General features: G+C 72.3%; 27 protein-coding genes and 1 pseudogene. 14 read left to right on the top strand and 14 right to left on the bottom strand.

The features are described 5' to 3' along the window. Nucleotides 1–89: 89 nt before the first annotated feature. From ACWDN5_RS02155 to ACWDN5_RS02170, 4 genes are all read right to left on the bottom strand, one after another. On the bottom strand, nt 90–2,555 hold the full coding sequence (locus ACWDN5_RS02155; protein WP_449673905.1) for a hypothetical protein: 2,466 nt from the start codon (nt 2,553–2,555) through the stop codon (nt 90–92). A gap of 45 nt (nt 2,556–2,600) precedes the next feature. Next, nucleotides 2,601–3,392, bottom strand: coding sequence for an alpha/beta fold hydrolase (locus ACWDN5_RS02160; RefSeq protein WP_449673906.1), 792 nt, complete (start codon nt 3,390–3,392; stop codon nt 2,601–2,603). A gap of 84 nt (nt 3,393–3,476) precedes the next feature. Further along, on the bottom strand, nt 3,477–4,598 hold the full coding sequence (locus ACWDN5_RS02165; protein ID WP_449673907.1) for a metallophosphoesterase: 1,122 nt from the start codon (nt 4,596–4,598) through the stop codon (nt 3,477–3,479). Between the two features lie 292 nt (nt 4,599–4,890). After that, nucleotides 4,891–5,304, bottom strand: coding sequence for a DnaJ family domain-containing protein (locus tag ACWDN5_RS02170; RefSeq protein WP_449673908.1), 414 nt, complete (start codon nt 5,302–5,304; stop codon nt 4,891–4,893). A gap of 61 nt (nt 5,305–5,365) precedes the next feature. Between ACWDN5_RS02170 and ACWDN5_RS02175 the strand changes: the two genes are divergently transcribed. Beyond that, on the top strand, nt 5,366–6,136 hold the full coding sequence (locus tag ACWDN5_RS02175) for a TetR/AcrR family transcriptional regulator (protein ID WP_449673909.1): 771 nt from the start codon (nt 5,366–5,368) through the stop codon (nt 6,134–6,136). Between the two features lie 154 nt (nt 6,137–6,290). Here the strand turns inward: ACWDN5_RS02175 and ACWDN5_RS02180 are convergent, their stop codons facing one another. The 3 genes from ACWDN5_RS02180 to ACWDN5_RS02190 form a co-directional block, all read right to left on the bottom strand. After that, a complete protein-coding gene (locus ACWDN5_RS02180; protein ID WP_310967144.1) occupies nt 6,291–6,548 on the bottom strand; it encodes a hypothetical protein in 258 nt (85 codons plus the stop codon). Nucleotides 6,549–6,553: 5 nt separating this feature from the next. Then, nucleotides 6,554–7,711 (bottom strand): lytic transglycosylase domain-containing protein, encoded by a 1,158-nt coding sequence (locus ACWDN5_RS02185; protein WP_449673910.1) that lies wholly within the window; start codon nt 7,709–7,711, stop codon nt 6,554–6,556. A 195-nt stretch (nt 7,712–7,906) separates the two neighbouring features. Continuing rightward, on the bottom strand, nt 7,907–8,821 hold the full coding sequence (locus ACWDN5_RS02190; RefSeq protein WP_449673911.1) for a LysR family transcriptional regulator: 915 nt from the start codon (nt 8,819–8,821) through the stop codon (nt 7,907–7,909). Between the two features lie 103 nt (nt 8,822–8,924). Between ACWDN5_RS02190 and ACWDN5_RS02195 the strand changes: the two genes are divergently transcribed. Next, a complete protein-coding gene (locus ACWDN5_RS02195) occupies nt 8,925–9,620 on the top strand; it encodes an SDR family oxidoreductase (RefSeq protein ID WP_310967148.1) in 696 nt (231 codons plus the stop codon). A gap of 88 nt (nt 9,621–9,708) precedes the next feature. Then, a complete protein-coding gene (locus tag ACWDN5_RS02200; RefSeq protein WP_449673912.1) occupies nt 9,709–10,386 on the top strand; it encodes a hypothetical protein in 678 nt (225 codons plus the stop codon). Between the two features lie 3 nt (nt 10,387–10,389). On the opposite strand, the gene ACWDN5_RS02205 is transcribed toward ACWDN5_RS02200, so the two are convergent. After that, nucleotides 10,390–10,827 carry a GNAT family N-acetyltransferase gene (locus tag ACWDN5_RS02205; protein ID WP_310967152.1) on the bottom strand — a complete coding sequence of 146 codons (438 nt, stop codon included), beginning with the start codon at nt 10,825–10,827 and terminating at the stop codon, nt 10,390–10,392. Nucleotides 10,828–10,987: 160 nt separating this feature from the next. On the opposite strand from ACWDN5_RS02205, the gene ACWDN5_RS02210 reads away from it, so the two are divergent. Further along, the gene (locus ACWDN5_RS02210) at nt 10,988–11,170 is read left to right on the top strand and encodes a hypothetical protein (protein ID WP_310967153.1); all 183 of its coding nucleotides are present in this window, start codon (nt 10,988–10,990) and stop codon (nt 11,168–11,170) included. Nucleotides 11,171–11,178: 8 nt separating this feature from the next. On the opposite strand, the gene ACWDN5_RS02215 is transcribed toward ACWDN5_RS02210, so the two are convergent. Together ACWDN5_RS02215 and ACWDN5_RS02220 are read right to left on the bottom strand one after the other, a co-directional pair. Next, complete coding sequence (locus ACWDN5_RS02215; RefSeq protein ID WP_449673913.1) at nt 11,179–12,669, bottom strand: alpha/beta hydrolase; 1,491 nt, start codon at nt 12,667–12,669, stop codon at nt 11,179–11,181. An 81-nt stretch (nt 12,670–12,750) separates the two neighbouring features. Continuing rightward, entirely contained in the window at nt 12,751–14,145 is a 1,395-nt protein-coding gene (locus ACWDN5_RS02220; protein ID WP_449673914.1) for a DHA2 family efflux MFS transporter permease subunit, read from the bottom strand. A gap of 75 nt (nt 14,146–14,220) precedes the next feature. Here ACWDN5_RS02220 and ACWDN5_RS02225 point away from each other — a divergent pair, with 75 nt between their 5' ends. After that, entirely contained in the window at nt 14,221–14,739 is a 519-nt protein-coding gene (locus ACWDN5_RS02225) for a MarR family winged helix-turn-helix transcriptional regulator (RefSeq protein ID WP_310967158.1), read from the top strand. Beyond that, nucleotides 14,739–15,575 carry an EamA family transporter gene (locus tag ACWDN5_RS02230; protein WP_449673915.1) on the top strand — a complete coding sequence of 279 codons (837 nt, stop codon included), beginning with the start codon at nt 14,739–14,741 and terminating at the stop codon, nt 15,573–15,575. The genes ACWDN5_RS02225 and ACWDN5_RS02230 overlap by 1 nt, the downstream gene beginning before the upstream one ends. On the opposite strand, the gene ACWDN5_RS02235 is transcribed toward ACWDN5_RS02230, so the two are convergent. From ACWDN5_RS02235 to ACWDN5_RS02245, 3 genes are all read right to left on the bottom strand, one after another. Then, nucleotides 15,564–15,893 carry a hypothetical protein gene (locus ACWDN5_RS02235; RefSeq protein WP_449673916.1) on the bottom strand — a complete coding sequence of 110 codons (330 nt, stop codon included), beginning with the start codon at nt 15,891–15,893 and terminating at the stop codon, nt 15,564–15,566. The two genes, ACWDN5_RS02230 and ACWDN5_RS02235, sit on opposite strands and share 12 nt — an antisense overlap. A gap of 229 nt (nt 15,894–16,122) precedes the next feature. Then, nucleotides 16,123–17,010: a hypothetical protein gene (locus ACWDN5_RS02240; protein WP_449673917.1), complete on the bottom strand. Its 888-nt coding sequence runs from the start codon at nt 17,008–17,010 to the stop codon at nt 16,123–16,125. Nucleotides 17,011–17,111: 101 nt separating this feature from the next. Then, the gene (locus tag ACWDN5_RS02245) at nt 17,112–17,576 is read right to left on the bottom strand and encodes a GNAT family N-acetyltransferase (RefSeq protein ID WP_449673918.1); all 465 of its coding nucleotides are present in this window, start codon (nt 17,574–17,576) and stop codon (nt 17,112–17,114) included. Between the two features lie 60 nt (nt 17,577–17,636). On the opposite strand from ACWDN5_RS02245, the gene ACWDN5_RS02250 reads away from it, so the two are divergent. Next, nucleotides 17,637–18,254, top strand: a complete 618-nt coding sequence (locus ACWDN5_RS02250) for a TetR/AcrR family transcriptional regulator (RefSeq protein WP_449673919.1) — start codon at nt 17,637–17,639, stop codon at nt 18,252–18,254. Here ACWDN5_RS02250 and ACWDN5_RS02255 read toward each other — a convergent pair. Continuing rightward, entirely contained in the window at nt 18,211–19,176 is a 966-nt protein-coding gene (locus ACWDN5_RS02255) for a helix-turn-helix domain-containing protein (protein ID WP_449673920.1), read from the bottom strand. The genes ACWDN5_RS02250 and ACWDN5_RS02255 overlap by 44 nt on opposite strands. A 43-nt stretch (nt 19,177–19,219) precedes the next feature. On the opposite strand from ACWDN5_RS02255, the gene ACWDN5_RS02260 reads away from it, so the two are divergent. The 7 genes and pseudogenes from ACWDN5_RS02260 (at nt 19,220) to ACWDN5_RS02290 (ending at nt 24,004) form a co-directional block, all read left to right on the top strand. Then, nucleotides 19,220–19,609, top strand: a complete 390-nt coding sequence (locus ACWDN5_RS02260; RefSeq protein WP_310967170.1) for a cupin domain-containing protein — start codon at nt 19,220–19,222, stop codon at nt 19,607–19,609. Between the two features lie 40 nt (nt 19,610–19,649). Then, nucleotides 19,650–20,153 carry a winged helix-turn-helix transcriptional regulator gene (locus ACWDN5_RS02265; protein WP_310967171.1) on the top strand — a complete coding sequence of 168 codons (504 nt, stop codon included), beginning with the start codon at nt 19,650–19,652 and terminating at the stop codon, nt 20,151–20,153. Nucleotides 20,154–20,214: 61 nt separating this feature from the next. Then, nucleotides 20,215–20,706: an SRPBCC family protein gene (locus ACWDN5_RS02270; protein ID WP_449673921.1), complete on the top strand. Its 492-nt coding sequence runs from the start codon at nt 20,215–20,217 to the stop codon at nt 20,704–20,706. Next, complete coding sequence (locus ACWDN5_RS02275; RefSeq protein ID WP_449673922.1) at nt 20,703–21,728, top strand: LLM class flavin-dependent oxidoreductase; 1,026 nt, start codon at nt 20,703–20,705, stop codon at nt 21,726–21,728. The genes ACWDN5_RS02270 and ACWDN5_RS02275 overlap by 4 nt, the downstream gene beginning before the upstream one ends. Beyond that, a complete protein-coding gene (locus ACWDN5_RS02280; protein WP_449673923.1) occupies nt 21,725–21,877 on the top strand; it encodes a hypothetical protein in 153 nt (50 codons plus the stop codon). The genes ACWDN5_RS02275 and ACWDN5_RS02280 overlap by 4 nt, the downstream gene beginning before the upstream one ends. A 71-nt stretch (nt 21,878–21,948) precedes the next feature. Then, a pseudogene (locus tag ACWDN5_RS02285) lies at nt 21,949–22,362 on the top strand (molybdopterin-dependent oxidoreductase); the annotation flags it as partial. 400 nt (nt 22,363–22,762) lie between these two features. Then, complete coding sequence (locus tag ACWDN5_RS02290) at nt 22,763–24,004, top strand: molybdopterin dinucleotide binding domain-containing protein (RefSeq protein ID WP_449674012.1); 1,242 nt, start codon at nt 22,763–22,765, stop codon at nt 24,002–24,004. Nucleotides 24,005–24,011: the final 7 nt, after the last annotated feature.

The following is a 24,011-nucleotide window of genomic DNA, read 5'->3' on the forward strand; positions in this document are numbered from 1 at the left end:
CTGCATCCTGCCGGACACCATGGGCCGGCGCTGCTGGATTCCATCGCCGGGCCGGGCACCAACGAAGTGCCCGGCCCGCCGCTCCCCGGCTACGGGTGCACCGTCAGCCGGTAAAGGCGCTCACCGATCTTGTAGTACAGGTCGCCGAACGCGTCCGCCGTCAGGTCCTCCAGGCCGATCTTGGTCAGCAGGACCGTGACCGCCTTGGTGGCCTTGTCGATCTTGAAGATCCGGTCGCCCTGGGTGCCGTACACGTGGTCCGGGTCCTTGGGCACCGTCAGCAGCACGCCGTCCCGCCAGGCCATCGTCGGCTTCGCGTCGTAGTCCGGGTCCGGGAACAGGCGCTGCGTCCTCATCGCCGACGGCGATGCCGGGTCGAACGTGAGCAGCGTTCCGCCGGCCAGGCCCCACACCTGGCCGTCCACCTCCGTCAGCGCGGTGACCGCCCGGGTCGACGGCAGCGGGAACCGCGTCACGGCGCCGTTCGCCGGGTCGTAGGCGAACACCTCGGCCGAGGCGTCCGGCGCGAACACCGGGTTGACGCCCAGCGCGCCCCGCGTCGACGTGCCGCCGAAGACCTTGCCGCCCGCGTAGGCCAGTGAGACCACCGCCTGGTCCGGGACGACGCAGATGGCCCGGCCCGGTGTGCCGTCCTTCCAGATGTTCAGCGCGCCGCTGCGCTTGCCGTACTTCGGGACCGTTCCCATGTAGATGGTCCCGTCGGGCGCGCCGGCCAGCGCGTACGGGCGGTCCTGCGGCGGCGGGCCCTCACCCGCGCGGCAGTCGGCGGCCTTGTCGCCCGCGGCGCCTCCGGTGTACTGCAGCTTCGGCGGCCACGCCCCGCCGGGTTCGTAGCTGTACAGCCGGGCCGAGGGGTAGACGCCGATGTAGAGCTTCCCGTCGTGGGCCAGCAGGCTGTCCGTCTGGTTGAGGCCGGTGCGGGTCTTCGTGTCCGGGTGGTTGTCGTCGGCGTCGCCGTGCAGCGGGTCGTACACGCCGGTGCCGCCGGTGAGGTAGCCGCCGGTGTAGATCTTGCCGTCCGGGCCGGTGCCGAGCGCGTTGATCGCGGCGGGCAGCACCGGGGTGCCGGTGACGAGCCGGGTGCTCGACGCGCCGGTCGCCGGGCTGTACTTGAAGATCCGGGTGCCGTCGGGGCCCGCGCCGAGGCCCGCGAGCGTGCCGTTCTCCCAGCTGTACCCGGTGACGTCGAGGTCGGGCCGGACGGCCGTCGCCTGCACGGCCTTCGTGGCGATGTCGTAGGACTGCAGCAGCCCGTCCTTGACGAACCAGACCTTGCCGTCCGCGGCCGGGGAGTGGTGCAGATCGGTGTCGGTGATCGTCGCGTCCACCACCGAGCGGTACGAGCCGTCGGCGTTCTTGACGACCTGCAGCACGAGCAGCGTCCGGTCGAGCCAGGCGAACAGCCGGCCGCCGGTCCAGGTCAGCCCGCCCACCATGGAATTGTGCGCGTACTGGGCGGGCAGCAGGCTGTCGGTCCGCCCGGTGACGTTGTCGTAGCGCACCAGCGCAGCGTTCGTCCCGGTGCCGAGGTAGGTCGCGTTGGCGGCCGGGTCGTGGGCGACGCTGCGCACGTACTCGGCACCGGCAACGACCGGGGTGGCGCCGATGGTGGTGAACGTCCCGTTGTCGTACTTGAAGTAGCGGCCGTTGTTGTAGGTGCCGCCGTAGACCTTGCCGTTCGCGCCGGCTTCGAGGTCCCAGATGAAGGAGTACCCGCTTTCGGCGCGGCCGAGGTCGGTCAGCGTGCTGGTGCCCGGCACGTGGCGGTACAGCTTCGAGTTCGGGTAGGTGCCCAGGTAGACGCTGCCGTCGGTGGCCGTGGTGGCGGCCCAGCCGCCGACGGTGGGGGTGTCGGCGGTGTCCGGGAAGGTCAGCTTCGAGGTGACCTTCTCGGTGGCGACGTCGATGACCGCCAGCTGGGGGTTGCTGTCGGCGGTTCCGGTGTAGACCGCGTAGGCCTTGCCGCCGGCGAAGGTGGTGGCGTTCGGGACGCTGCTTTCCAGCTGGACGCCGAGGTCCGTGTCGTCCTTGCTGATCACGACCTCGTCCCAGTACGCCGTGCCGACGTTGCCGACGCCCGAGTAGATGAGTGCGGAGACGCTGGCGGTGCCGGCGGGCGCGGTTCCCGAGGCGTCGGCGGTGTTCCACTTCTTGCCGGAGACCGAACCGCCGGTCACGCTGCCGAGCAGTTGCCCGGAGGAGTCGCGGAACCGCAGGTACAGGTCGGCCGCGCCGCTCTCGGTCCACACCTGGGCGTACGCGGTGTACCGGACGCCGGCGGTGGCGGGCAGCCCCGGCTGGCTCTCCCGGCCGTAGGCGTTGTCCGGGGAAGTGTCGTCCACGCGTGCCGTGGTGCGGCCGTCCCACGTCACGGCGGTGACGCCGCCCGGGCTGTGCGATCCGCTCCAGCCGGTCAGCCCCTGGTCGAACCCGCCGTTGGCCATCCGCAGGTCGGCCGCCCACGCGGGGACGGGCGCGGCGAGCAATCCGGTGGCCAGTGTGGCGGCGAGGGCGGTGGGCAGCAGGCGTCTCATGACGGCCACGATCGGGCGTGGCCGTACAAAACGGGTACAACGCGCCTAGCGGAGGAAGAACTCCTTCAGCACCGGCGCCAGCGCCGCCGCCTTCACGATGTGCGTCTGGCCCGGCAGCGTCCGGTACTCCGCCGACGGCAGCACCTTCGCCAGGGACGCGACGCCGTGGTGCATCCAGTCCGGGCTGTGGCCGCCGTCGATGGCCAGCGTCGGGATCTTCACCTCCGGCCAGGCCGCCGGCAGGGGCTCGCCCGCCTGGTGCTCGACCACCAGCGCCGTGTCGTACGGGATGGTGTGGGCCACCTTCTTGAGCTTGGCCCAGAACGGCATGATCCGCATCGTCGCCACCATCAGCCCGCCCAGGCCGACGCCTTCGGTCATGAACATCTTCACCGCCTTGCCGCGCTTGCCGTCCTTCAGCGCCTGGTCGAGGCGGGCCACGTAGTCCTCCGGGACGCGGCTGCGGCTGCCGTCGACGATGAACGGGGGCTCGTACAGCGCCAGCTTCGGGACCGCCAGCCGCGGGGCCGCTTCGAGCGCCAAGCCCACGCCCGACGAGATGGCGAACAGGAACGCCTCGCCACCCGCCTCCTTGACCACCGCCGCGAGGTCCTCGACCTCGCGCTCGACCGCGTACGGCCCGGTGTCGCCGCTCTCGCCGCGGCCGCGGCGGTCGTAGGTGTACACGGCGAAGTGCGCGGCCAGCTCCTTCGCCAGCGCGTCGTTGGGGGACGAGCCGCGGTAGCACATCGCGCCGTCCACGAGGACGAGCGCGGGGCCGGTGCCGGCGCGGGTGTAGGCGATCCGGGTGCCGTCGGCAGAAGTTGTCGTCGTCATGCGGACCAGCCTGAACCCGACGCTTCGATCTGTCAAGACAAAAAAATTTGTCGGTAGCGATCGCGCCCGGGCCTCGGGCGGCCGTCAGGCGGAGCGCAAGGTCAGGAGCGTGATCTCGCTGGGCGCGAAGATGCGGAAGGGCGGCCCCCAGAACCCCGTGCCGCGGCTGTTGTACAGCTGCGTCTCGCCGTGCCGGGTCAGGCCGGACAGTGTCGGCTGGTCGAACCGCACCAGCAGGTGGAACGGCCAGATCTGCCCGCCGTGCGTGTGCCCGGAGATCTGCAGGTCGACACCGGCCTCACGCGCTTGGCGGACCTGCTTCGGCTGGTGGGCCAGCAGCACCACCGGGACGCCGTCGGGCCGGCCGTCCAGCGCCGCGGGCAGGTCGGGGCCGTGGCCGGGCAGCCCGGACGCGGTGCCGGTCGGGTCGTCGATGCCGGCGAACAGGATGCGGTCGCCGCCCCGCTCGAGCAGCGTCGACCGGTTGTGCAGCGTGTCCCAGCCGAGCCCCTCCATGTGGTCGAGCCACGCCTGGGCCTCGCCGAAGTACTCGTGGTTGCCGGTGATGTAGAACCGCCCGAGCCCGGCCTGGACGCCGCCGAGCGGGTCGACCTGCTTGCGGCGCTTGGCCACCGCGCCGTCGGCGAGGTCGCCGGCGTGGCAGACGACGTCCGCCTCGAGCGCGTTGACCGCCGCCACGACCTCTTCCGACCACTTCGTCCGGTCGATCGGCCCGAAGTGGGTGTCGGTCAGCACGGCGACGCGCAGGCCGTCGAGCCCCGGCCCGAGCCGCGGGATGACGACGTCGACCGCCTTCACCGGCGGCACGCGCATGGCGACGCGGTTGCCGTGCAGGAGCAGCCCGGCGGCGATCAGCGCGGTGGCGCCCGCGACGATCCGCGACCGCGCCGGGTCGTCGACGCCGAGCAGCGCGACCCGCAGCACCAGGCTCAGGATCGACCAGCTGAACAGCACCCAGATCACGGCGAGCAGCGAGTCGCCGAGGCGGGCGGCGGCGTCGCTCTGGTGCCGGGAGTGGCCGCGGAACATCGCGACCGGCATGGTCACCAGGCCCAGCGCGAACAGCGCCGTCCCGGCGATCGTGGCCGCGGTGCCCCAGTCCGGCGCGAGCACCAGCGTCCACCACGGGACGGTGAACAGCAAGAGCACCGCCAAAAGCGGCACGACGACGAGTTGCCCTCTCATCGAACCAGATTACAGCCCATCGGGCTGTTACCTTTTCGTTCCTCTGGAGCGGCGCGGTGACCACGTTGGCCGGAGCTGGCGTTCCCCGCGTTGACCGGCCCGGTCGCGCGGTGGTCCATGCCGGTCCGCAGCCGCGCCACGGCCTCGCGCCGCCGGGCCCGGCTCGCCGAGTCGATCCGGCTCCGCGACCCAGGGCCGAAGTTCACCCGGTACCAGTCGCACGGCTGCGTTGGGAACCGCCGGGATCCACCTTCTCACCACGACCGCGTGGAGCGGGGCGGAACGGGCGTTGTTACGACGCCGCTCGTGAGCGGCGCCAGTCCGCGACCGCCTCTTCGACGTCCACCAGCGCCACCGTGAGCGGCGGCCCGGTGTGGTGGTTGAGGTAGGCCTGGCGGATCCGCGTGTTGAGGTCCTCGACGATCTCCCGGACCTGTCGTTCGGCCCGCTCCCCGGCGAGCCGCTCCGGCAGGTCCTGGACTTCGCGTTTGAGCGCGAGCGCCGGCGGCAGCAGCGCCTTCGTGTCGTGCCCGCCCCTCTTGACTTCGCGGAGCACCCAGTCGGTCGCGGCGTCGTTGCCGGTGGGCTTCGGCAGCGGCTTGCCGGTGCCGGGCAGGTCGTCGAACTCGCCGCGCTTGCGGGCTTCGTCGATCTTCCGGTCGACCCACCAGCGGAAGGACACCTTGGGCGGTTTGCGCTCGCTCATCTCCTCGCACCCCCTCCGTCTGCTTCCAGGGTAATGTCCGGACGAGAAGCGAGGGGACCGCATGACCGTCGAACGCACTGGCGCCGAGGACGTCGACCGGACGCTCGCGCTGCTCTGGCGCGCCCGCGGCGGCGCCGCCGAACCGACCAGGGGCCGCCGGCCGACGCTGACGATCGAGCGGGTCGTCGCCGCCGCGATCGCGGTCGCGGACGCCGACGGGCTCGCCGCCGCGTCGATGCACCGCGTCGCCAAGGAGCTCGGCGCGGGCACGATGACGCTCTACACCTACGTGCCCGGCAAGGCCGAGCTGGTCGACCTGATGGTCGACGACGTCCTCGTCGGGCGGCGGCTGCCCGGGCCGGGCGAGCCGCGCCGCGGGGACTGGCGCGAGCAGGTGGCGCTCTACGCCGAGCGGACCCGGCAGGCCTACCGCGACCACCCGTGGCTGTGCGAGGTCTCGCGCGTCCGGCCGCCGCTGGGCCCCGGCCAGCTCGCGGGCCAGGAGTACCTGCTGTCGATCATGGACGAGCTGGGGCTGCCGCCGCGCCAGGCCGTCGCGGCAGCCAACGGGATCGGCACGTACGTCGACGCCAACGCGGCGCTCGGCGCGGAGAACACGCGGCTGGAGCGCAGCACCGGCCAGTCGACCGAGGCCTGGTGGCACCAGCGGTCGTCGTTCTGGGAGAACTACTTCGTCGTCGACGCGCACCCGGCGATGAACCGCATCTGGCTCGGCGGCGGCTTCGACCAGAGCGCGAAGGCCCAGGGCGACACGGCGTACGAGTTCGGCCTGAACCGGATGCTCGACGGCATCCAGGCCATGGTGGACTAGGTGTTCTGCCCGGGCCCGGCCGACGTCACCAGCTGCCGATCGCGTGGTCAGGCGGCTCGACCCGGAGGGGTTCGCGTAGTTCGCTCCAGCCCTGAGCGTCGGCTTCGGCGAGCAGGCGCGGCAGCACGGTGTCGCAGGTTCGGCAGGCGCACCCCTAGCGCCGGCTGCGCCACCGCAGCCGGCGTCGCTCCTGCCGGGGCACTTCAGCCGGGTGGGGTGGCCCGGCGCGCAGGAGGTCCCGGCAGACCGGGTCGAACCGGCCCGGCTCCTCGATCATCGGGGCCGCCAGCACGACGTGCCCGCACACCGCCCGGAACCGCCCGTCGTGCCGGCCCGCCGCGAACTCCTCCTCGGTGACGGCGTGGGTGTAGCCGTCGGTGTCGCAGCGGATGTGCACCAGGAACGGCTCCACCGGGCTCACCCGGCCGAGCTGGTCGAGGTGGTTTCGGTCGGGGCGTCCGTCGAGTCCGCCGGGGTGTTGGCGGCCGTCGACGAAGGGGGCGGGGTGGTGCTGGTCGTCGACGGCGGCGGGGTGGGCGTCGACGGAGTCGTCGGTTCGGTGGTCGGCGTCGCGGGGGTGGTCGGCGTGGTGCTGGCCGGGGTGGTCGACGACGGCGTGGTGGGGGTCGTCGACGTGCCGGGCAGCGTCGTGCCCGGCGGCGGCGTGACGACCGGCGCCGGCGGGGCCGGGACGCCGACCGGGGACCCGGCCGCGGCGGCGTCCGGGGCGTTGGGCGTGCCGATCGGCACCTGGCTGTCGGGCAGCTGGGCCACCCCGCCGCGGTAGGCAGCGGCCCACGCCAGCACTGTGTCCACATAGGACGAAGAGTTGTTGTAGCGCCGCACGGCGATGCGCTGCCCCGCGTCCGTCGAGAGGTCGAGACCGCCCGAGCACAGGTAGCGCGCGGTGGCCAGCGTCTCGTCGTAGATGTTGTTGGGGTTCGACACGCCGTCACCGTTGCCGTCGGAGGCGTACCCGCGCCACGTCGAGGGGATGAACTGCGTCGGGCCGACCGCGCGGTCCCACACCGTGTCGCCGTCGTACTTGCCGCCGTCGGTGTCCCGGATCGCGGCGAACGCGCCGGCGCCGTTGAGCACCGGGCCGAGGATCGGCTCCAGGGTGTCGCCGCCGGCGTTGACGTACCCGCCGCGGGCGTGGTTGGACTCGATCCGGCCGATGCTGGCGATCAGCGCCCAGTCCAGGTGGCAGTCCGGCTGTTCCTTGGCGAGGATGTCGGCGGCGTTCTTGTAGGCCTTGAGCATGCTGCCCGGGATGCCGAGCGACCCGGAGATGCCCGCGGAGCCGGCTCGCCCGCCCGGCACGACCAGCGGCTCGGGCAGCGGCGGCTGGGGGAGGCTGCCGTCGACCGCGATCGGCGGCATGACGATGTTCGGCTGCTGCGGCGGCGCGGCGACGGCCTGGTCGGGCTGGCTGTCCCCGGCGTTGGCCACGACGACCGGCGCCGGCAGGCCGGTGGTCAGCGTGGGCAGCACGACGAGCGCCCCGCCCGCGAGCGCGGCGGCGGTCCTGCGGACCGAACGCGCGTTCCTGCGACGTGGCCGGTGCTTGGGCATGCTCGTCCCCGCTTCCCTCGATCTGTCGCTGATCGCCTCACCCGATCGGCCTCACCCACCGGTACTGACCGGTAGGAGCAAGCTATCCGATGGAACCAAACTTTGGCGAATGGCACAGCCGAATCTGCCCGTGAGCGAGAAGTTCGTCTGGATGGCACAAAACCTTCGTAGGAAATCTGTCAGATTCACCAGGACTTAACCGGGTGCCACGGACAGTTTGTCCGACAGGACACCGGGCACGGTGAGCCCGCGGTGCGTCACGTCCGAGCAAAACCGCCGGACGAGCGAATCCGACGGCGTCGCCGTGAACGTCACGACGTCCCGGTGCAGCGGGGGCTTGAGCCGCCGCAGCGCACCCGGGAAGGTCCGGGTGAGCGCGGTGGTCGGGACCAGTGCCACGCCGAGTCCCGCTGCGGCGAGCTGGGCCGCCGTCGCCGCCTGCTTGGTCCGCATCACCGCCTCCAGTACCGTGCCGCGCCGGGCGGCCTCCTGGTCGAGCCATCCGCCGAGGCCATTGTCGCGGTGGTAGTGCACCATCGGAATGCCCGCGAGGGCGGCCATGGGGACATTCGCGCGGGTGCCGAGCGGGTGGTCCGCGGCCAGCGCCACGACGATCTCCTCGCGCCCCACCACCTCGGTGGCCCCGGTCCAGCGGCTCGGCCGGGGCCCGACCGCGACGTCCGCTTCGCCCGTCTCCAGGGCTTCGACCAGCGCATCCGCGCTCGTGGTCTCGGTCAGTGTGATCAGCACTTCGGGCCGGTGCCGGTGCCACGCCCGCAGCACGGGGGCGAGCAGACCGGCGGTCATGCTCTCCGCGCACGCGATCCGCAGCGTGCCTTCGCCGCCGCCGGCCACCGCGCGTCCGGTCCGGACCACCCGTTCGGCGGCGGCCAGCGCCGCCCGCGCGTCGGCGAGGACGGCCCGTCCCGCGGCGGTCGGCCGGACCCCGCGCGGCAGCCGTTCCAGCACCGGCGTCCCCAGTTCGCGTTCCAGCGCACCGATCTGGTGCGACAACGCGGGCTGCGAAAGGTGCAACCGCGCGGCCGCCTCGGTGATCGAGCCCGCGTCGAGGACCGCGACCAGGCATTCGAGTGCGCGCAGCGTAGGCATTCGCGAATTCTATCGCAGTCATCGAAAACCTTCGGATCACGACGGGATTGTTCCGGCGGCGCCGAGCGCTGAACGCCGTGTGCGAGACGAAAGGACCACGGAAATGTCGTTCGAGGGAAAGCGTTTGGTCATCGTGGGTGGCGGTGCGGGTATCGCCCGGCAGATCGCCGCGGACGCGGTTGCTGCGGGCGCGGAAGTGATCCGGGCCGGACGGAATCCGGCCGCGCTGGCGGAGCGGGGGATTCGGACGGCGTTCGCGGACCTCGGTGAGGAATCGTCGTTGAAAGCGCTTGCCGACGAAGTGGGCGAAGTGGACTTCGTGGTTTCGCTCGCCGCGGCGCCGGCGAACGGGCCGGTCACGACGCTGGAGCGGGCCGCGGTGCTGCGCGCCTTCGATGCCAAAGTGGCCGGTCCGCTGATGCTGGCGAAGCACTTCGCGCCCCGGTTCCGGGACGGCGGTGCCATGGTGCTGTTCTCCGGCGTCGCCGCGTGGCGCCCGGCACCGGAACGGACGGTCATGGCGACGACGAACGGCGCGGTCGCGTTCCTCGCCGAAGCGCTGGCCGTCGAGCTGGCGCCGATCCGGGTCAACGCGATTTCCCCGGGCATCGTCGATTCGGGAGCGTGGGACCGGCTCGGCGAGGCGAAGGCGGAGTTCTTCCGCCGGACCGCGGAAGCGATCCCGGCCGGCCGGGTGGGCCGGCCCGCGGACGTTTCGGCGGCCACGCTCCTGTTGCTGGCGAACCCGTTCGTCACCGGCTCGGTGCTGCATGTGGACGGTGGCGGCCGGCTCGGGTGATCGAGCCTTTACACGGACTTGAAGCGTTCCTATGATCGGCCGTCCGGACGTGTTGCCGCCCGTCCGGACGGCCCAGGTGGAGGGTTTGATGGCACGTAGGGCTCCGCGCCGAGAGCAGGTCACCGTCGCCGAGCTGCTGGTCCGGTCCGACGCACCGCGCGACCGCTACCGCGACGAAGACACCCTCGTGCTCCCGCGGGCGCGCCACCGCGAGAAGCCGCAGGTCCTGCGCTCGCTGACGCGGTTGCGGATGTTCTCGGTCGTCGCGGGAGCGCTGGCGCTGACCGGCGGGGTCAGCGCGGCGGTGTCGATGCCTCCCACCCGTGACACGGCCGCGGCCTGGCCCCCGGCCGGCTTGGAACCCCCGGCGGTGGCGCTGGTCCCGTTGCCGGCGGACGTCGTCGTGCCGCCGGCCAAGCACGCGGCCCCGACGCCTCCGGATTCCGCGGTGCCGCCTGCGGAGCCGGCCGAAATCACTCCAGTGATCGCCGATCCGGAATCGAATTCCGTCAATCCGGTGGTGCACCGCGGAACGCTGGCCCGGGCGGTGAAGATCGTCGACAAGGTGAAGGAACCGGCGAAAGCGAAACCGAAGCCGCCGGAGAAGGCGGCGCCGGTCCGCCACGAGATCCCGGACATTCCCTTGTGGTCCCGCGGCCGCTCGAAGGGGCCGGACTGGCCGTCGATGTCGGCGGGCCGCCGCCCGGCGGGCCTGCCGTTCGGCGGCCACCACGGATGCGGTGGCGGCGGCCGGCACCGCCGGTGAGGGTCAGCCGAGCGGGATCTGGTACTGCATGAAGCCTTTGTCGAGCGCGACCTGGTCGTAGAGCCGCCGCGCGGTGGTGTTCGACGTCTGGGTGTGCCAGTAGACGCGCACGCAGCCCTGCGCCCGCGCCCACTCGGCGACGGCTTCGATGAGCGCGCGCCCGACCCCGCGCCCGCGGACGTCGGGATCGGTGAAGAGGTCCTGCAGGTAGCAGACGTCGGCGGAGGTGGTGCTGACGTGCGTGAAGAAGTGGACGATGCCGACGAGCCGCCCGTCGGCCCGCGCGCCGAGGGCGTGCATCCGTTCCCCGCTCGCGAACTCGCGCCACGCCCGGTCCACGAGGTCCGGAGCAAGCGTCCGGCCGTAGAACGTGTTGTAGCCGGCGAACAGGTTTTCCCAGGCCGTGCGGTCGGTTTCGGTCAAGCCCCCAATGGTGATCATGGTTCGAGGCTAATGCCCGGGGGACACGCATCGGACACAACTCACGAGTAAGGTGACGAACCCGAATCGAATTCATAGAATCGCGGAGCCCGGTCGGCGAAAGCAGCGGAGGTTCCTGATGGCGCGCACGGCGCACCGTGCCAGTGGCAGGCCCGTGACGGTGAGCGAGCTGATGCTGCGCCCGGATGTCCGCGGCCGCCGCCGCCCGGAGGACCTGGAAGTGCTGGAACTCGCCTACCGCATGCGCCGCCGGATCGGCCCGGAGGCCGCGGCGCGGGTCCCGTCGCCGGGAGCCCGCGCACTGGCGGCCGTGACCGGTCTCTGGCGGCGCCGGCCGCGGTAGGCCCCGCTTCAGAAGCCGATCGTCGACGGTGGCCGGGCGAGCATCGCCGTCGCCGTCCCCGGCTCGACCGCCGGGCAGTGCGTGCCCCGGGCCGGAAGCTTGCCGGTGATCAGGTAGTCGTCGGTCGCCTTGGTCACGCACGAGCTGTTCTTGAAGTACGCGCCGTGGCCCCAGCCGTCGTAGGTGAGCAGGGTGCTGCCCGTCTGGCGGGCCACCGCCTGCGACCACGCGTACGGCGTCGCCGGGTCGTGCCGGCTGCTCAGCACCAGCAACGGCGGTGCGCCGTGCACCTGCAGCGGGTGCTGCGGGTTGCTCGTCCGGTTCGGCCAGCCGATGCAGCCGGTGACCGCCGTCCAGCCCAGGGAGTTGACCTTGACGTCCGGGGCGAACGCGGCCGACACCCGGCGGTAGGCCTCGAGTTCCGCGAAGTTGTGCACCGGCATGCGCCAGTCGTCGCAGAACACGCTCTGGAAGACGTAGTTGATCGGGATGTCGTCGCTCAGCTTCGCCGACGCCGCCGGCGGGGTGCCGTCCGCGAGCGACTTGAGTACCGTGGCGAGCCTGTCCCAGCTCGGGCCGTAGAAGTTGCCCTGGAAGAGCGACGCGAGGTCGAGCGGCTGGAGCACCTCTTCGCTGCGCGGGTCCTTCAGTTCCCCGCGGGCGGCCTTGTCCTGGAGTTCGCGGGTGAGCTTGGAGACGTCCCGGCCGTGCAGCGCGCAGCTCGGCGTCCGGTCGCACCAGGCCACGAACTCGCCGAATTCCGCTTGCACCGAGCGGGTTTCGCTGAGCAGGAACTCGCCAGCGGTGAACTGCGAGTGGTCCATGTTGCTGTCCAGCACGAGGGCGCGGACCTTGTCCGGGAACAGTTCCGCGTACTGCTGGCCCATCAGCGTCCCGTAGGAAACGCCGTAGTACGTCAGTTTCGGCTCGCCGAGCGCCACGCGGATGGCGTCCATGTCCCGCGCGACGCTCTTCGTGTCGCCGAACTGCCCCAGCGGCCCGGAAATGCGGTTGCAGCTCTCGCCGAGCTTGCGGTTGTACTCCGCGAGCTGCTCGAATTCGGCCTGGTTGCGCGGCATGCGCGGGTGGTCGGCGATCAGCTCCTCGAGCCCGCACGAGATCCGCGTGCTGGCGCCGACGCCGCGCGGGTCGAACCCCACGGTGTCGAACCGCCGGGTGACCTCGGGCGAGAGCGACCAGCCGTTCTTGACCTCCTCGGTGCCCGACCCACCGGGACCACCCGGGTCCATCAGGACCGAGCCGATCCGGGCCTGCGGGTCCGTCGCCTTGCGGCGGGCGAGCGCGACGGACGTCGTGCCCCGGTCCGGGTGCGCCCAGTCCACCGGCACGGTCACCGTGCCGCAGTCGATCTCGGGCGCGTCGGCGCACGGCCGCCAGTCGACGGATTCCGCCGCCGACACCGGTGGGGCCAGCAGCACGCTTCCCAGGATCGTCGTCACGGCCACGGCCGTCATCAGCCGCTTGCCCACCCTCGCCATCGTCAGTCCTCCCCTACCGACAGTGCATGACCGACTCCAGCAAATCACCGATCCGGGGATCCCGCCAGCTTCCCAGGTGAATCACGCCTTCGCGTCCACTGTGGACGGCCGCTCGGCCCGCCGGACCCAGGCCGCGGCCAGCGTTCCCAGCGCGCACAGCGCCCCCAGCACGCCGAACGCCCAGCCGAACCCGGTCGCCGGGCCGGCGGCCAGGCCCTGGGACAGCACGATCACGCACAGCGCGCCGCCGAGCGCGCCGCCCACGCGCAGCACGATGTTCACCAGCGCGGTGGCGTGGCCGAGCTCGGCGGCGCCGACCGACGCGTACGCCGCCGTCGACGCGGGCATGATCGACAGCCCGAGCCCGGCGCCGCGGACCAGGAGCACGGCCTGGACCAGCCACATCGGCGTGTCCGGGCCGAACCACGGCAGCGGCACCGTGCTCACCAGCACCACCAGCGACCCGGTGAGCGCGACGGTCCCGCCGCCGTAGCGGTCGGTCAGCCGCCCGGCCACGAACACGAACACCGTCGTGGCCAGCCCCATCGGCGCGAGCAGGACGCCCGACTCGGCGGTCCCGGCGCCGAGCCGGAGCTGGAACCACAGCGGCAGCAGCAGGACGGCGCTGAACATCCCGGCGCCGCCGAGCAGCACGGCCGCGAGCGCGGACCCCATGACCGGCCGCCCGGCGAGCCGCAGTTGCAGGACCGGGTGGGGCGTGCGCAGCGACCACCAGGTGAACAAGCCCATCGCCGCGGCCCCGATGGCGGCGAGGACGATGTTGAGCGAGCCGGGCGCGCCGAGCTCGGTCAGCGCGTACACCAGCAGGGGCAGGCCGAGCGACACCATCGCGAGGCCGGGCCAGTCCATCGGCGGCGGCTGCTGCCGGTCGCCGCGCGGGACGTACCGCAGCGCCAGGCCGAACGCGAGCAGCCCGATGGGCAGGTTCAGCCAGAACAGCACCGGCCAGGAGAAGTGCGCGAGCAGGAAGCCGCCGACGCTCGGCCCGACGACCGGCGCGAGCCCGACCACGAGCGCCAGCGTGCCCATGGTGCGGCCGAGGCGTTCCGGGCCGACGGCCAGCCCGATCACGGTCTGCCCGGCGGTGACCATCACGCCGGCGGCCATGCCCTGCACGGCCCGGAAGCCGATCAGGGTGACCGCGTCCGGGGCGAGCGCGCAGGCCACCGACGTGAGCAGGAACGCGGCCAGCGCGGCGAGCCACAGCCGCCCGGCGCCGAACCTGCGCCCGAGCCACGGCGTGAGCGGGAGCGCGGCGGAGAGGCCGAGCAGGTACGCCGTCGCGACCCACTGGATTTCGACGAGGGCGACGCCGAGGCTGTCCCGCATCGATTCGAGCCCGACGGCGACGATCGACGCGTCCATGTTGCCCAGGAAGCCGCCGAGCGCCATCACCCCGGAGGCGATCCAGACGGTGCGCGGGATCGGCGGCGGTGCGGTGCGGAGATCGGTCATGGCTTCGACGGTAAAAGCTCGAGGAAGGTTGAAGTCAACCTTGCTTCGTGCCGGGCACTCGGGTATGCATGAGTAATGCATGAGACGCGGCTGGCGAACCTGCTCGGCGCGGCGGTGCTGAACCTGTCCGACCGGATGACGGGCGCCGCCGCGGCGGCCGCCGGGGTCAGCCCGAGCGGGACCGCCGCGCTGGTCGTGCTGGCGGAGTTCCCCGGCCTCGGCGGAACCGAGCTGGGCCGGCGGATCGGGCTCAGCCAGCCGGCCTGCGCCCGGATGCTCGACCAGCTGGCGGCCCGCGGGCTCGTGCGGCGGCAGGCGAAGAGCGGCCGCGCAGTCGGCGTAGTGCTCACCCGGGCGGGGCGGGCCGCGGCGCACCGCGCGCTCGAGGCCCGGCAGGACGTGCTGACCGGCGCCCTGGCCGCGGTATCCGATCAGGACGCTCTGGAGCCGTTGCTGGAACAGCTGTTGCGGGGGCTACACGCCGAGGTCCGCTCGGGCGACCTGATGTGCCGGCTCTGCGACCGGCCCGGCTGCGTCGCGCAGGACCGGCTCTGCCCGGTCGGCCAGGCGCAGCGCGAACTCGGGACGCCGTGATGGGCAACGTCCTCGCCCTCGTCTCGGCCCTGTGCTTCGGGATCACGCACTTCGTCAGCGGGCTGGTCTCCCGCCGTGCACCGGGGATGACCGTCTCGCTGTACGCGCAGGTCGCGGGCACGGTGGTGACCGTGCCCTTCGCCGCGTTCGCCGGTTCGGGCACCGTCACCGCGGCGTCGCTCGGGTGGGGCGCGCTTTCCGGCGCGGGCACCGGGGTCGGCGTCGCTTTCCTCTACCGCGCGATGGGCAAGGGGGCGATGAGCCTGGTCGTGCCCGCGAGCGACGTCGCCGCCGTCGTCCTGCCGGTCCTGTTCGGCCTGGTCCTGCTGGGGCAGCGGCTTTCGGGCCTCGCGCTCGCCGGGATCTGTTGCGCGGTACCGGCGTTGTGGCTGGTCTCGCGCTCGCGCGGGGAGCGGGCCGGCCGGACGGCGGCGGGGATCCCGGACGCCTTCGTCGCCGGGCTCGGCTTCGCCGTCCAGTTCGTCGCGCTCTCGCGGATCCCCGCCGAAGCCGGGTTCTGGCCGGTGGTGTTCAGCCGCGCGGTGTCGGTGGTCGCCATCGCCGGCCTGGTCGCGGCGACCCGGGCGCCGTGGCGGCTGCCGTCCCGGCTGTGCTGGCCCGCCGCGTTCGCCGGGGTGTGCGGCAGCGCGGCGATCGTCCTCTACCTGCTGGCGGCCCAGCGGCAGCTGCTGGCGGTCGCGACCGTGCTCGCCGCGCTCTACCCGGCGGTGCCGGTGCTGCTGGCGCTGGTCTTCCTGCGGGAACGGCTGAGCCCGGCCCAGCTCGCCGGGCTGCTCGGCGCGGGCGCGGCGATCGCGCTCGTGTCACTGGGCTGACCGGCGGGAGACGACGCTCCGGCTGCCCGCGTCGAGCTCCCGGTAGTGCTCGAGCGCGGCCACGGACTCGGTGACCTGCTCGAAGCTGGGCAGCGCGCGCACGTTCGCCACCAGTGTCATGTCCTTGCGGGGGATTTCGATGAAACAGACCTCGACCCCGGCGTGCTCGGCGTGGGCGGCCACTTCCGCCTGCCAGGTGGGCAGGTCGAGGTCGTCGCCGAGCCATTCGTGCAGGTAGACGCACCACTTGCCGCGCAGCAGCTCACCCGCGATGGCCTCCAGGCCGACCACGTACGGCTCGGTCACGTGTTCGGCCATGACCGTTCCCCGCAACACCAAGGCACTGTTCCCTCCTGCGCCCGGCGGCGACCCATACCGCCGGAAAGCGCTCTCTCGGCGGTAGCCTCCCCCGCTTCGCCGAGCAGCGCGAACCCCGATGACCGAACACCGGGGTCCGCGCCAACTTACCGGTGGATTTGGTCACCGGCAACCGTTTCCCGAAGATCAAGGAAAGCGCGTGCACAATCGGCGTGCGGATGCACGTTCATCACAGCCGCGTGCGCAGCAGATTGGGCGATCCGCCGAAGTATGCGCTGTCGGCCACGTACAGCGTGTCACCACGGACGGCCACCGAAGTCGGGTTGGCCAGGCCGTCCGAAGTGGACAGGATGGTCCGGATCCCGCCGTGACCGACCGTGACGACCCGGTTCTCCTGGTTGACGGCGGCGACGACGTCACCGCCGTGGAACGCGAAGTCGTCGACCGGCCCGAGACCCGAGGCGACGACCTGGCCGGGTGCGCCGGTGAGCGGGAACCGGACGAGCGTGCCGCGGTCCAGGTTGGACACCCAGAGCGCGCCGTCGTGGACCTTGACGCCGTTCGCGCCGAAGCCGGCGACCGGGGCGAGCAGTTCGCCGGTGGCCCAGTCGGTGACCCGCCCGGTGCGCGGCGAGACGCGCCGGACGACCGAGCCGAACGAGTCGGCGACGAAGACGTCGCCGCCGGCGGGATCGCGGGCGACGCCGTTGTGGAAACCGGCCGGCGGCAGGGCGGCGACCTTGGTCGGGGTGCTTCCGGGGCGGACGCGGTAGAGGCCGGTCGCCGCCGTGCCGGTCGAAACGGCGACGTAGAGGTCGCCGCCCGGGGCGCGGGCGATTCCGCCGAGGAACAGTTTCCGGTGCACCACCGGGACGTCGCCATCGGCGGGGACGGGGATCCGGGCGATGACGCCGATTCGCCCGCCGGGCGTGACCCGGCCGATTTCGCCGGTGTAGGCGAAGGTGAGGTCGGCGGAACCGTCGGGTTCCAGGGCGATGTTCTCGGGCTGCTGCCCGGCGGCGAGGTCGAGCGGGATGATCCTCGGTGCCGCCTGGGCGGGCGCGGCCGGCACGGCCAGGGCGACGGTCAGCGCGGCACCGATCAGCTTGATGCGCAAGGGAAACTCCCGGTTCGTGGAGAGCTGCGGTACGTCGACCGTAGGCCCGGTGCGCACCCGGCCGCCAATAGCCCGGCCTGGGCCGGCCATCGGAAAACCGATCACAGGTCCCGGGCGAAGCAGCGCGAGATCGGTTCGCCGCGGTAGGGGCCGTACGCCTCGATCGGCTCGTAGCCTTCGCGCTGGTAGAACCGGATCGCGTCCGGCTGCCCGGTGCCGGTTTCCAGCAACAGCCGGGTGATCCCGAGGCGCCGCGCGTGGTCTTCGAGGGCGCGCAGGAGGGCGGTCGCGACACCGGTGCCGCGGGCCGCCGGCTCGACGTACATGCGCTTGACCTCGCCCGATCCCGGGCCGAGCAGCCGCAGTCCACCGCAGCCGATGGCGGCGCCTTCGGCGTCGCGGGCGAGCAAGAAGACAGCGACGGTCTCGGCGGTCGGGACGGCGCCGGGTTCGTGATCGTCGGTGCCGTAGCGGGCGTCGAGCTCGGTCCGCTGGGCTTGACGCAGCCGGACGGCGTCCGGATCGTCCCAGGTCACCGGGGTGATCGTCAGTGTGCAGTCGATCATCAGGCCGCCCTCCCGTTTCCGTAACAGGCGTTACCGTAGCATCTGTTACGCTTCCGGGCCATGCCCAGGCAGCGAGACGTGCAGGCCCAGCGCGAGCTGCTGTCGAACGCCACCTGGCAGGTCCTCGCCGACGACGGCCTGCCGGGCCTGACGCTGCGCGCGGTCGCCGAGCGCGCCGGCTGCACGACCGGCCTGGTGATGCACGCGTTCCCGACGAAGAAGGCGTTGCTGCTGCACGCACGCGACCTGCTGTACGAACGCACGGCGGTCCGGGCGCACGCGGCCGAGGCGGCGTGCTCGTCCGCGCCGGACGCGCTCGCGGCGGTGCTGGGCCAGGCGGTGGACCTCCCGCACGGCCACCACGAGGAATCCCGCGTCTGGGTGGGTTTCCTGGCGGCGGCGCTGGCCGACGAGGACCTGGCCGAGCGCCACCGGGCGGCGAACCGTTCGTTCCTGGCCCGAGTCCGCCGGTTGGTGGCGGCGTGCCGTCCGGAGTGGACGGACGAGCGGCTGGAGCTGGCCACGAAGAGCCTGGTGGCGTTGGTGGAGGGGATGAACGTCCTGGCCGCGGCGGATCCGAGGACCTACCCGGCCCGGCTGCAGCAGGCCGCGCTGGCCGAGGCGCTCGCTGTTTTCACGCCGCCGGGCCGAAGCGGCGGCGATAAGCGCTCGGGCTGAGGCCCGTGTGGCGTCGGAGTTGCGCCCGGAGGTTCGCCGCCGTTCCGAGGCCGCTCGACGAGGCCACCCGGTCCAATCTCAGCTCGCCCCGCTCGATCAAGCGGCACGCCAAGCTCACCCGTTCCGTCGTCAGCCACGCCAGGGGGGTCGTGCCCAGTTCCGCGCGGAACTTCCGGTGCAGGGTCGCGGGGCTGGTCGCCGCCCGCGCGGCCAGGTCCGTCACCGTCAGCGGGGTGTCCAGGCGCTCCAACGCCCAGGCCAGGACCGGGGCCAGCGACGTCTCCGGGACCTCGGGCACCGGGCGGGCGATGAACTGCCGCTGGCCGCCGTCGCGGTGGGCGGTGAACACCAGGCGGCGGCTCACCGCGTTGACCACCTCGGCGCCGTGGTCGCGGTGGATGAGGTGCAGGCCCAGGTCCAGCGAGGCGGCGCTGCCGGCCGCCGTCAGGACGGTGCCTTCGTCGATGAACAGGACGTCCGGCTCCCACCTGACCCGCGGGAACCGGGCGGCCAGCGAGGCGGCCCACTGCCAGTGGGTCGTCGCGCGGCGGCCGTCCAGCACGCCCGCTTCGGCGAGCGCCAACGCTCCCGTGCAGAAGCTCACCAGGCGGGCTCCGCGGTCGTGTGCCCGGCGGATCGCCGCGATGATCGCCGGGTCCGTCGGGACGCCGGTGTTCGGTCGGGCCGGGACGATCAAGGTGTCCGCCGTGTCGGCCGCCTCGAGGCCGGCGACGCCGGAGAGCGTGAACATGCCGAGGTTCATCCGCACGTCCGGCGTCGCCGAGCACAGCGTGAAGTCGTACCAGGGCCGGTCGAGTTCGGGACGGCGGAGGCCGAACAGCTCGGTCGCCACGCCCATCTCGAACGGGTTCGACTCCTCGGTGACGATCGCGACCACCCGGTGCGAGAATTCTTGCGGCATGTGCGATTCCTAGCACTCGCGCCCGGGAAACACCAGGTCGAGCATGGGAGGCATGAACCCGATCGACCTCAACGAAGTCCTGGCGAGCTTCGAAGCCGCCTGGAGCCCGCGGATCGTCACCCGCGTCAACGACTACGACATCCGCCTCGCCCGGTTCGACGGCGAGCACGTCTGGCACGTCCACGAAGACACCGACGAGTTCTTCCTGGTCCTGGACGGCGAGATCGAGATCGGCCTGCGCGACCCGGACGAACGCGTGGTCACGCTCGGCCGCGGGCAGGTCTTCGTGGTCCCGAAGGGCACGTTCCACAAGCCGTCGTCGAAGGCGGGCGCGAGCGTGCTGCTGGTCGAGCCGGCGGGCACGCTCTCGGTCGGCGACGTGCACGACGAGGTCCCCGAGCACGTGGACGTGACCACCGGGCATCTCGTCTGACCTGCTGAGTCTCTTTCCGGAACGGCGTACCCTCGGCCGCATGAAACGGACATCGTTCGCGCAGTGGCCGTGCTCGATCGCGCGCACCATGGATCTGCTCGGCGACTGGTGGACGCCGCTCGTGCTGCGAGACGCCTTCTACGGCGTGCGCCGCTTCGACGAGTTCCAGCAGGCGCTCGGCATCGCGCGCAACACCCTCGCCGACCGGCTCAAGCGGCTGGTCGACGAGGGCCTGCTGGAAAAGGTGCCGTACCAGACCGAGCCGGTGCGCTACGACTACGTGCTCACCGAGAAGGGCCGCGACTTCTACCCGGTGCTCCTCGCGATGACCCGCTGGGGCGACAAGTGGCTCGCCACCGAAGCCGGCCCGCCGATCACCGTCCACCACCTCGCCTGCGGGCACGACACGCACGCCGAAATCGTCTGCGCCGGCTGCCGGGAGCCGATGACGCCCGACGACACGCGGATGCGGCGCGGCCCCGGCTTCCCGCCCCGGCTGGCGCAGCGGCCCGACGTCGAGGAGCGCTTCGCCCGGCAGGAGTGATTGACAGAGTCAGTCTATCTACGCAACTATCGTGGTCAGCCGAGGGAAGGGTGCGACCACGATGGAGTGGACGGGTGCGCGGTACGCCGACCTGCCGACGGCGGAGGTTTCGACCTGGATCGACGCCGCGCCCGAGGAGGTCTGGCCGATCGTCTCGGACATCTCGCTGATGCCCGAGATGAGCGCGGAGCTCCAGTCCGTCGAGTGGTGCGAGGTCGGCCGGAAGTTCCTCGGCCGCAGCAAGCACGACGCGTTCGGCGAGTGGGAGACGACCTCGTACGTCGTCGAATGCGAAGCGCCGCGCGTGTTCGCGTGGGCCGTGCAGGACCCCGAGGAGCCCAGCGCCGTCTGGAAGTTCACCCTCGAGCCGGACGCCGGCGGCACGCGCCTGAGCCAGTGGATGCGGATGGGTCCCGGCCGGTCCGGGCTGTCGTTCGCCATCGACCGGATGCCGGAGAAGGAACAGAAGATCGTCTTCGTCCGGATGCGGGAGTTCGAGACGGCGATGAAGGGCAACCTCGCCGCGATCAAGGCCCGGGCCGAAAACCGATGAAAACCGCGACGACCGTCGAGTTCTCCCAGGACACCCGCGCGACGCTGGACTTCGTGCGGGAGGCGGAAAAACTCGGCCTCGACGTCTGCTGGGTGGCCGAAGCCTGGGGCTCGGACGCGCCGTCCGCGCTCGGCTACCTCGCCGCCCGCACCGACCGGATCCGGCTCGGCTCCGGGATCATCCAGCTCGGCACGCGCACGCCGGTCGCCATCGCGCAGGCCGCGCTCACCCTCGCCGACCTCTCCGGCGGGCGGTTCGCGCTGGGGCTCGGCGCGTCCGGGCCCCAGGTCATCGAGGGCCTGCACGGCGTCCCGTTCGCGAAGCCCCTGACGCGGATGCGCGAGACCGTCGAGATCATCCGCCAGGCGTTCGCGGGGGAGAAGATCTCGTTCTCCGGCGCGGCGTTCGAGATCCCGCGGCCCGGCGAGGCCCGCCCGATGCGGCTGTCCACTGCCCCGAACCCGGACATCCCGATCTACCTCGCGACGCTGTCGCCGAAGCTCCTCGAGCTCACCGGCGAGGTCGCCGACGGCTGGCTCGGCACCAGCTTCGTCCCCGAAGGCGCCGACGCGTACTTCGCGCACCTCGACGCCGGACTCGCGAAGGCGGGCAGGGAGCGTAAGGACATCGACGTCTGCCAAGGCGCCGAAGTCGCCTTCGCGGACAACGAAGACGAGCTGCGCGCGATGGTCGGCAGCCGCAAGAAGGAGCTGGCCTTCAGCCTCGGCGGGATGGGCTCGGCCAGCACGAACTTCTACAACGACGCCTACAGCCGCCAGGGCTGGGCCGACGTCGCCGCCGAGGTCCGCGAGCGCTGGCAGGCCGGTGACCGCGACGGCGCCGCCGCGCTCGTCACCGACGAAATGGTGCTCGGCACGACGCTGATCGGCACCGAAGAAATGGTGCGCGAGCGGTTGCGCGTCTGGCGCGACGCCGGCATCGACACCGTCCGGCTCTACCCGGCCGGCGAAACGCTCGAAGCGCGTCTCACGACGCTCGGCCGTGCATTGGAGCTGATGTGACCGGCGACTGGCACCGCACCGCGTGCAGCCTCTGCTACCTCAACTGCGGGCTGGAGGTCCAGCTCGACGGCCGGAAGATCACCCGCGTCCGCGGCGACAAGGCCCATCCGCGCTCGGCCGGGTACTCTGCCAGAAGGCCCAGCGGCTGACCTGGTACGGCGACCACCAAGACCGCCTGACGTCACCGCTGCGACGGCGGCCCGACGGCACGCACGAGCCCATCGACTGGGACACCGCGCTCGCCGAGATCGCCGTGAAGCTGCACGCGATCCGGGACGCCGACACCGCGGCCGGGCGGCCCGGCTCGTTCGCCTACGTCGGCGGCGGTGGCCAGGGCAACCACTCCGGCGGCGCCTACGGCACGTCGCTGCTGAAGTGGATGAACTCGACGCGGCACTTCAACGCGCTGTCGCAGGAGAAGACCGGCGACTTCTGGGTCAACGGCCACCTGTTCGGCTCGACGATCGTGCACACCGCCGAGGACGTCGAGCACTGCGACCTGCTGGTCGTGCTCGGCTGCAACCCCTGGCAGGCGCACGGGTTCAGCAACGCCCGGCACGCGCTCAACACGCTCAAGAACGACCCGGACCGCCGGATGATCGTGATCGATCCGCGGCGCACCGAGACCGCGGAGCTGGCCGACCTGCACCTCCCGCTGCGGCCGGGCACCGACGCCTACCTGCTGGGCGCGCTCCTCGCGCTGCTGCTCGAACGGGGTGGCGCGGACCAGCGATTCCTCGCCGAGCACACCGAAGGCTTCGACGAGGTCGCCGCCGTGCTGGCGAAAGTACCGGTGGACGCCTGGATCGCGCACGCCGAAGTGTCCCGTGTGGACGTCGAACGGGCCGTCGACCTGATTCTCGCGGCGAAGGCGATGACCGTGCGCGTCGAGCTGGGCATCCAGCAGGTAGCTGCTCACCGGGCACTTCGGCCGGCGCGGGACGAACAACCTGCACTCGTGGCTGCAGCCGCTGTGGGGCGCGACGACCGGGCAGCGCTCCGAGATCACCGGCTTCGAGTACATCGGTGGCCTGCTGCCGGCGAACACCCTCGCCGAGGAGGTCCTCGCCGACCACCCGGACCACGTCCGCGCGGTGTGGGTCGAGTCGTCGAACCCCGCCAACACCTTCGCGGGCACGCGGGACGTCGAACGCGCTCTGGAGGCCGCGGAGCTGTCCGTGGTGGTCGACGTCGCCTACACCGAGACGGCCGCGCTGGCCGACTACGTGCTGCCCGCCGCGTCCCAGCACGAGAAGTGGGAGTTCACGCTCTTCACCTTCGAATGGCCGACGAACTACTTCCAGCTGCGGCCGCCGCTGCTGGACCCGCTGCCGGGCACGCTCGTCGAGGCCGAGATCTACACGCGGCTGTTCGACGCGCTCGGCGTGCTGCCGGCGTCGGACGTCCTCGGCGAGCTGGCCGCCGGGCCGCGATCCGCGCTGCAGGCGGGCCTCGGTGCGCTGGTCCAGGCGATGCCGGAGCGCGCGGCGATCCTGCCGGTGCTGCTCTACCGCACCCTCGGCGCGTCGCTGCCCGACGGCGCGGCCTCGATCGCGCCGCTGTGGGCCGGCTGCCACCGCGCGGCGAAGACGATGACCGTGCCGGTGCAGCGCGCGCTGGGCAGCTCGGCCACCGGTCCGCAGCTCGGTGAAGAGCTCTTCGAGCGCGTCCTGGCCGGTCCGACGCCGTTTTCGGCGCACGAGCACGACGAAGTGTGGAGCCTGATGCGGCGCGAGCGCGTCCAGCTCGCCGTGCCGGACCTGCTGGACTGGCTGGCCGCGCTGGACCCGGCCGCCGAGCAGCCCGACCCGGCGTACCCGTTTTCGCTGCTCAACGGGCAGCGGCGGGCGCACAACGCGAACCAGATCCTGCGTGATCCGCGCTGGCGCCGCACCGATCCGGACGGCGCTCTGCGCGCGCGTCCCGAAGAACTGGCGTCGATCGGCGCTTCGCCCGGCGATTGGGTGGCCGTCGTGACGCCGGCGGGGCGGGTGGTCGTCCGCGCCGAGGCCGATCCCGCGCTGCGGCCGGGCCAGCTCGCGCTCCCGCACGGCTACGGCATGGCCCACCCGGCCGCCGACGGCCGCCGGGTGGTCAGCGGGCCGCGGATCAACCTCCTCACGGACGCGCTGGACCGGGACCCGATCGCGGGCACGCCGCACCACAAGGACGTCCCGGCGCGCCTCGAACCCGCGACCGAAGAGGAGCGGGCCCGGGCGGAGGCGGACAGCGAAAGCGTCGCTAGTGGACGGTCCGGACGTTTCGCCGGTTTATAGTGGGCGC

The organism is Amycolatopsis sp. NPDC003731 (assembly GCF_053586895.1).

Bases quoted from the DNA above. Each gene is read 5' to 3' on its own strand.
- ACWDN5_RS02155 (WP_449673905.1), bottom strand. From the start codon at position 2,555: ATGAGACGCCTGCTGCCCACCGCCCTCGCCGCCACACTGGCCACCGGA.
- ACWDN5_RS02160 (WP_449673906.1), bottom strand. From the start codon at position 3,392: ATGACGACGACAACTTCTGCCGACGGCACCCGGATCGCCTACACCCGC.
- ACWDN5_RS02165 (WP_449673907.1), bottom strand. From the start codon at position 4,598: ATGAGAGGGCAACTCGTCGTCGTGCCGCTTTTGGCGGTGCTCTTGCTG.
- ACWDN5_RS02170 (WP_449673908.1), bottom strand. From the start codon at position 5,304: ATGAGCGAGCGCAAACCGCCCAAGGTGTCCTTCCGCTGGTGGGTCGAC.
- ACWDN5_RS02175 (WP_449673909.1), top strand. From the start codon at position 5,366: ATGACCGTCGAACGCACTGGCGCCGAGGACGTCGACCGGACGCTCGCG.
- ACWDN5_RS02185 (WP_449673910.1), bottom strand. From the start codon at position 7,711: ATGCCCAAGCACCGGCCACGTCGCAGGAACGCGCGTTCGGTCCGCAGG.
- ACWDN5_RS02190 (WP_449673911.1), bottom strand. From the start codon at position 8,821: ATGCCTACGCTGCGCGCACTCGAATGCCTGGTCGCGGTCCTCGACGCG.
- ACWDN5_RS02195 (WP_310967148.1), top strand. From the start codon at position 8,925: ATGTCGTTCGAGGGAAAGCGTTTGGTCATCGTGGGTGGCGGTGCGGGT.
- ACWDN5_RS02200 (WP_449673912.1), top strand. From the start codon at position 9,709: ATGGCACGTAGGGCTCCGCGCCGAGAGCAGGTCACCGTCGCCGAGCTG.
- ACWDN5_RS02205 (WP_310967152.1), bottom strand. From the start codon at position 10,827: ATGATCACCATTGGGGGCTTGACCGAAACCGACCGCACGGCCTGGGAA.
- ACWDN5_RS02215 (WP_449673913.1), bottom strand. From the start codon at position 12,669: ATGGCGAGGGTGGGCAAGCGGCTGATGACGGCCGTGGCCGTGACGACG.
- ACWDN5_RS02220 (WP_449673914.1), bottom strand. From the start codon at position 14,145: ATGACCGATCTCCGCACCGCACCGCCGCCGATCCCGCGCACCGTCTGG.
- ACWDN5_RS02225 (WP_310967158.1), top strand. From the start codon at position 14,221: ATGCATGAGACGCGGCTGGCGAACCTGCTCGGCGCGGCGGTGCTGAAC.
- ACWDN5_RS02230 (WP_449673915.1), top strand. From the start codon at position 14,739: ATGGGCAACGTCCTCGCCCTCGTCTCGGCCCTGTGCTTCGGGATCACG.
- ACWDN5_RS02235 (WP_449673916.1), bottom strand. From the start codon at position 15,893: ATGGCCGAACACGTGACCGAGCCGTACGTGGTCGGCCTGGAGGCCATC.
- ACWDN5_RS02245 (WP_449673918.1), bottom strand. From the start codon at position 17,576: ATGATCGACTGCACACTGACGATCACCCCGGTGACCTGGGACGATCCG.
- ACWDN5_RS02250 (WP_449673919.1), top strand. From the start codon at position 17,637: ATGCCCAGGCAGCGAGACGTGCAGGCCCAGCGCGAGCTGCTGTCGAAC.
- ACWDN5_RS02255 (WP_449673920.1), bottom strand. From the start codon at position 19,176: ATGCCGCAAGAATTCTCGCACCGGGTGGTCGCGATCGTCACCGAGGAG.
- ACWDN5_RS02260 (WP_310967170.1), top strand. From the start codon at position 19,220: ATGGGAGGCATGAACCCGATCGACCTCAACGAAGTCCTGGCGAGCTTC.
- ACWDN5_RS02265 (WP_310967171.1), top strand. From the start codon at position 19,650: ATGAAACGGACATCGTTCGCGCAGTGGCCGTGCTCGATCGCGCGCACC.
- ACWDN5_RS02270 (WP_449673921.1), top strand. From the start codon at position 20,215: ATGGAGTGGACGGGTGCGCGGTACGCCGACCTGCCGACGGCGGAGGTT.
- ACWDN5_RS02275 (WP_449673922.1), top strand. From the start codon at position 20,703: ATGAAAACCGCGACGACCGTCGAGTTCTCCCAGGACACCCGCGCGACG.